The following is a 5388-nucleotide window of genomic DNA, read 5'->3' as shown; positions in this document are numbered from 1 at the left end:
ATCCACAGGGCAATGGAAAGGGCAGTCGGGCGGGTCATCGGCATCGTTCGGTCAGGCAGGGGAACCCCCGGCCACCGCCACACCAAGCAGGCATGAACGGTAGACCGAGGGGGAGAGAGCAGGAGCGGACGGGTCGCCCACCCTGTCGGCGCAGCCGACAGGAGGGAGGGAGGCGGGCGACCAGACCGCGTTACTTGGTCAGGATCAGCTTGTCGTTGCTGGTATGACGCAGACGGTAGAAACGGTCACCGTGCTGGATCAGGATTTCACGACGGCCCTTGAGCAGGGCTTCGCTGTCGATGACCTCTTCCGGCGGGACGACACGAACCGGGCGGTCGCGGAGGGTCAGCGTTTCGGGGCGCAGCAGTACAGGTTGAGCATTCATGAGCATCTGGACTCGTGCGAGGGACGAGTTAAATGATAATGATTCTCAGTTGACAATCAACAATCATTCTCAACTTAATTGATGGAATTAATGATCGAAATTTGAATTTCGATAGTTTTTGTCTATTGAAATAAGCGCCATTGGGCGCGGTAAGGCCGGCCGAGCGTGGGCTCGGCCCTACAAACCTGTCCCCGGTCCTCAGGCGAATACCGCTTCCACCTGTGCCCAGCCGGCGTCGTCCACCTGCGCCAGCACGTCCAGCGCCTGCAGGTTCTGCAGCAGCTGGCTGACCCGGCTGGCGCCGAGGATCACACTCGAGACGTTGGGATTGCGCAGGCACCAGGCGATGGCCAGGCTGGCCGGGGCGTGGCCCAGGTCGCGCGCCACTGCACTGAAGCGACGCACCCGGGCCAGGCGCGCATCGGCGTTGTCGCCCAGCACCAGGTCCTGCAGCCAGCCCATGCCTTCGCGGCCCAGACGCGCATCGGCCGGCACGCCGTCGTCGTACTTGCCGCTCAGCAGGCCCGAGGCCAGCGGCGAGAAGATCGTGGTGCCCAGCCCGGCGGTGGCATACAGCGGCGCGTACTCTACTTCCACCCGCTCACGATGCAGCAGGTTGTACTGCGGCTGCTCCATCGACGGTGCCTGCAGGTTGTGGCGCGCGGCGATGTCCACTGCTTCCTGGATCTGGTTGGCCGACCATTCCGACGTGCCCCAGTACAGCACCTTGCCCTGCCGGACCAGGGTGTCCATGGCATGCACCGTTTCAGCGATCGGGGCGTCCGGATCCGGACGATGACAGTAATAAAGGTCCAGGTAGTCCACCCGCAGGCGCTTGAGCGCAGCATGGCAGGCGTCGGTCACATGCTTGCGCGACAGGCCGCGTTGGGTCGGCCGCGGGTCCTGGGCACTGCCGAAGAACACCTTGCTGGACACGCAGAAACCATCGCGCGGCAGCCGCAGGTCGGCAATCACATCGCCCATCACCTGCTCGGCGCGGCCGTTGGCATAGCCCTCGGCGTTGTCGAAGAAGTTGATGCCATGGTCCCAGGCCGCCGCCACCAGGTTGCGCGCCTCATCGCGTGGCACCTGGTCGCCGAAGGTCACCCAGGCGCCGAAGGACAGGGCGGAAATCGGCAGGCCGGTGGAGCCAAGGCGACGGTAGAGCATGCGATTCTCCTGCTGCGGGCCCGCATACGGGCCGGGATCAAGCCACCATTCTACCTGTCCCGGCAGGCGCAACCCCTTGCTGTTGCTGGCCTGATCGGAGCCGATGGCCGCGCGCAGACCGCTTTTCCTTGCTCCGGCCCCTGCCCTGCACTAGGCTTCCCGTTTTTCGCGACGCCCCAGGGGAGTCACTCAGATGGTCGAAGGTTTGGGCAGGATCGGCTTCGGCCTGTTCGGTTTGGCGGTGCTGATCGGCATCACCTGGCTGTTTTCCAACAACAAGCGCGCGGTGGACTGGAAGCTGGTCGCCACCGGCATCTCCCTGCAGATCGCATTTGCGGCACTGGTGATCCTGGTACCGGGCGGGCGCGACGTATTCGATGCGCTGGGCCAGGGCTTCGTGAAGGTGCTGAGCTTCGTCAACGAAGGTTCGAAGTTCATCTTCGGCTCGTTGATGGACGTCAAGAACTACGGTTTCATCTTCGCCTTCCAGGTGCTGCCGACGATCATCTTCTTCTCGGCGCTGATGGGGGTCATGTACCACCTCAACGTCATGCAGGCGATCGTGCGGGTGATGGCCTGGTCGATCACCAAGGTGATGCGCGTGTCCGGTGCGGAAACCACCAGCGTCTGCGCCAGCGTGTTCATCGGCCAGACCGAGGCCCCGCTGACGGTGCGTCCGTACATCGCCAAGATGACCCAGTCCGAGCTGCTGACGATGATGATCGGCGGCATGGCCCATATCGCCGGCGGCGTGCTTGCCGCGTACGTGGGCATGCTCGGCGGTGGTGATCCGGTGCAGCAGGCGTTCTACGCCAAGCATCTGCTGGCGGCCAGCATCATGGCGGCCCCGGCCACCCTGGTCGTGGCCAAGCTGCTGATTCCGGAAACCGGCACCCCGCTGACCCGCGGCACGGTCAAGATGGAAGTGGAAAAGACCTCCAGCAACATCATCGACGCGGCCGCTGCCGGCGCCGGTGACGGCCTGAAGCTGGCACTGAACATCGGTGCGATGCTGCTGGCCTTCATCGCCCTGATCGCCCTGCTCAATGCACCGCTGACCTGGCTCGGTGAAATCACCGGCCTGGCCGCTGCGATCGGCAAGCCGACCGACCTGTCGACCATCTTCGGCTACGTGCTGGCACCGATCGCCTGGGTGATCGGCACCCCGTGGGCCGATGCCACCACCGTGGGTTCGCTGATCGGCCAGAAGGTCGTGATCAACGAGTTCGTCGCCTACACCGAACTGTCAAAGATCGTGAATGGCCAGGTGCCGGGCATGAGCCTGTCGGAAGAAGGTCGCCTGATCGCCACCTACGCCCTGTGCGGCTTCGCCAATTTCAGTTCGATCGCGATCCAGATCGGCGGTATCGGCGGGTTGGCACCGGAACGACGCCACGATCTGGCCAAGTTCGGCCTGCGCGCGGTGCTGGGCGGTACCATCGCCACCTTCATGACGGCTACCATCGCCGGCGTGCTGACGCATTTCAGCTGAACCCTTGTTTGAGAAAAGATTCCCTATGAGCAGCAGTGTCGTTGTCGTCGGTTCCTTCAATGTCGATCACGTGTGGCGGTGCGAGTCGCTGCCGGCGCCGGGTGCGACCATTGCCGGCCGCTACAGCACCGGCCCGGGTGGCAAGGGCTTCAACCAGGCCGTTGCCGCCTGTCGTGCCGGCGCTGACACCAGCTTCCTGTGTGCGCTGGGCGACGATGCGGGTGGTACCACCGCCCGTGACCTGGCCGCGCAGGATGGTTTCGCGCTGATCGCCGAAGCCAGCAGCGAGCCGACCGGCACCGCCGGCATCTATGTCGATGCCCGTGGCCGCAACACCATCGTCATCGGCCCCGGTGCCAACGCGGCGTTGAGCACCGACTTCGTGCAGCAACAGCAGGCCCTGCTGACCGGCGCCAAGGTGGTGCTGGTGCAGCTGGAATCGCCGGTGCAGACCATCGAAGCGGCACTGGCCGTGGCCCGCGAGGCCGGTGTCACCACCGTTCTCAACGCCGCCCCGGCTGATGCCCCGTCGAGCATCGGCCTGCTCAAGCTGGCCGATGTGATCACCCCGAACGAGACCGAGTTCGCCGCCCTGCTCGGCCGTCATGTCGGCGAGCGCGTGGATGCCAACGACGTCGCCGCGCTGGACGGCGCCAGCCTGCATGCGCTGTGCCGCAAGCTGGTCGGCAACGGCACGGTGGTGGTGACCCTGGGGTCGGTGGGCGTGTTCGTGTCGCATGCCGACGAGCACCTGCGTGGTGACACCCAGCCGTACTACCGCGTGGGTGCCGAACAGGTGCAGGCGATCGACACCACCGGTGCCGGCGATGCCTTCAACGGTGCGCTGGTGGCCTCGATCGCCCAGGTGCCGGACGCTCCGTTCGCCCGCCACGTGCGCTTCGCCAACCAGTTCGCCGGTCGTTCGACCGAGAAGGAAGGCGCGGCCGCGGCAATGCCGCGCTTCACCCCGGCCGATGCCGAAGTGAAGTAACGCCTCATCCCCGCAGGGATGATGATCGGGCCCGGGCATGCAGATGCCCGGGCCTTTTCACGTTAGTGGGCAAGGCCTCATCCACGCATGGCGTGGATCTACCGGGACGCGGGGCGCGAAGGCCTCATCCGTGCGGGTCGGGCCCGTAGTAGATCCACGCCATGCGTGGATGCGCGTTGCCGGTACACCCAGCCGAACACCATCGCCTGCCCTTGGGGGCGACGGAAGCAACCGTCAAGCATCTGCTGATTCCCGTGCGGCATGAGGTCGGTCCGGATCGGCCTGAACCGGCAGGTCGGCAACCCAGCCGGGGCGCCGGCCGCGCCCTACAATGGGCGCATGCAGATCGGCCCGTACTCCATCGCCCCCAACGTCGTGCTCGCGCCCATGGCCGGCGTCACCGACAAGCCCTTCCGCCTGCTGTGCAAACGGCTGGGCGCGGGCCTGGCTGCCTCGGAAATGACCATCAGCGACCCACGCTTCTGGAATACGCGCAAGTCGATCCACCGCATGGACCATGCCGGTGAACCCGCGCCGATCAGCGTGCAGATCGCCGGCACCGAGCCGCAGCAGCTGGCCGAGGCCGCGCGCTACAACGTCGACCATGGCGCGCAGATCATCGACATCAACATGGGCTGCCCGGCCAAGAAGGTGTGCAACGCCTGGGCGGGCTCAGCGCTGATGCGCGACGAGCAGCTGGTCGCGCGCATCCTGGAAGCCGTGGTCAACGCGGTGGACGTGCCGGTGACGCTGAAGATCCGCACCGGCTGGGACTGCGACCACCGCAACGGCCCGGTCATCGCCCGCATCGCCGAGGCCAGTGGCATCGCGGCGCTGGCCGTGCACGGTCGTACCCGCGACCAGCACTACACCGGTCAGGCCGAGTACGCCACGATCGGCGAGATCAAGGCCGCGTTGCGCATCCCGGTGATCGCCAACGGCGACATCGATTCGCCGCAGAAGGCCGCCTTCGTACTGCAGCAGACCGGCGTGGATGCGGTGATGATCGGCCGCTCCGCACAGGGCCGGCCGTGGATCTTCCGCGAGGTGGCGCACTACCTGGCCACCGGCGAGGAACTGCCGCCGCCGTCGCTGGCCGAAGTGCGCGACATTCTGCTCGGCCACCTGCACGCACTGCACGATTTCTATGGCGAACCGCAGGGCGTGCGCATCGCACGCAAGCACCTGGGCTGGTACGCCAAGGACCGGCCGGAGAATGCCGCGTTCCGCGCGGTGGTCAACCGCGCCGAGGACCCGGCCAGCCAGATCGCGCTGACCACCGACTATTTCGACCGCCTGATCGCCGGGGAACCGGCGATGTCTTCCGCTGCCTGAGCCCGCCCCCATGAC

The 5388-nt window shown here is 66.0% G+C and carries 5 protein-coding genes; 3 read left to right on the top strand and 2 right to left on the bottom strand.

What is annotated here, in order from left to right:
• Window positions 1–190: 190 nt before the first annotated feature.
• Window positions 191–385, bottom strand: coding sequence for a hemin uptake protein HemP (locus DBR20_RS16560; RefSeq protein ID WP_005412278.1), 195 nt, complete (start codon window positions 383–385; stop codon window positions 191–193).
• A 198-nt stretch (window positions 386–583) separates the two neighbouring features.
• On the bottom strand, window positions 584–1555 hold the full coding sequence (locus DBR20_RS16555) for an aldo/keto reductase (protein WP_108267029.1): 972 nt from the start codon (window positions 1553–1555) through the stop codon (window positions 584–586).
• A gap of 193 nt (window positions 1556–1748) precedes the next feature.
• On the opposite strand from DBR20_RS16555, the gene DBR20_RS16550 reads away from it, so the two are divergent.
• The 3 genes from DBR20_RS16550 (at window position 1749) to dusB (ending at window position 5373) form a co-directional block, all read left to right on the top strand.
• Window positions 1749–3047 carry a nucleoside transporter C-terminal domain-containing protein gene (locus DBR20_RS16550; RefSeq protein ID WP_108267027.1) on the top strand — a complete coding sequence of 433 codons (1299 nt, stop codon included), beginning with the start codon at window positions 1749–1751 and terminating at the stop codon, window positions 3045–3047.
• Between the two features lie 25 nt (window positions 3048–3072).
• On the top strand, window positions 3073–4038 hold the full coding sequence (locus DBR20_RS16545) for a ribokinase (protein WP_108267025.1): 966 nt from the start codon (window positions 3073–3075) through the stop codon (window positions 4036–4038).
• Between the two features lie 339 nt (window positions 4039–4377).
• Complete coding sequence (gene dusB, locus DBR20_RS16540) at window positions 4378–5373, top strand: tRNA dihydrouridine synthase DusB (RefSeq protein WP_099820273.1); 996 nt, start codon at window positions 4378–4380, stop codon at window positions 5371–5373.
• Window positions 5374–5388: the final 15 nt, after the last annotated feature.

The sequence above is a fragment of the Stenotrophomonas sp. HMWF023 genome, from assembly GCF_003060985.1.
Classification (GTDB): domain Bacteria; phylum Pseudomonadota; class Gammaproteobacteria; order Xanthomonadales; family Xanthomonadaceae; genus Stenotrophomonas; species Stenotrophomonas lactitubi.
Note: the sequence above shows the minus strand (reverse complement) of the source record. Positions and strands in the feature narration are given on the sequence as shown.

What these genes read in the sequence shown, in the direction of transcription:
- DBR20_RS16560 (WP_005412278.1), bottom strand. Translation starts at nt 385, where the DNA reads ATGAATGCTCAACCTGTACTGCTGCGCCCCGAAACGCTGACCCTCCGC.
- DBR20_RS16555 (WP_108267029.1), bottom strand. Translation starts at nt 1,555, where the DNA reads ATGCTCTACCGTCGCCTTGGCTCCACCGGCCTGCCGATTTCCGCCCTG.
- DBR20_RS16550 (WP_108267027.1), top strand. Translation starts at nt 1,749, where the DNA reads ATGGTCGAAGGTTTGGGCAGGATCGGCTTCGGCCTGTTCGGTTTGGCG.
- DBR20_RS16545 (WP_108267025.1), top strand. Translation starts at nt 3,073, where the DNA reads ATGAGCAGCAGTGTCGTTGTCGTCGGTTCCTTCAATGTCGATCACGTG.
- dusB (WP_099820273.1), top strand. Translation starts at nt 4,378, where the DNA reads ATGCAGATCGGCCCGTACTCCATCGCCCCCAACGTCGTGCTCGCGCCC.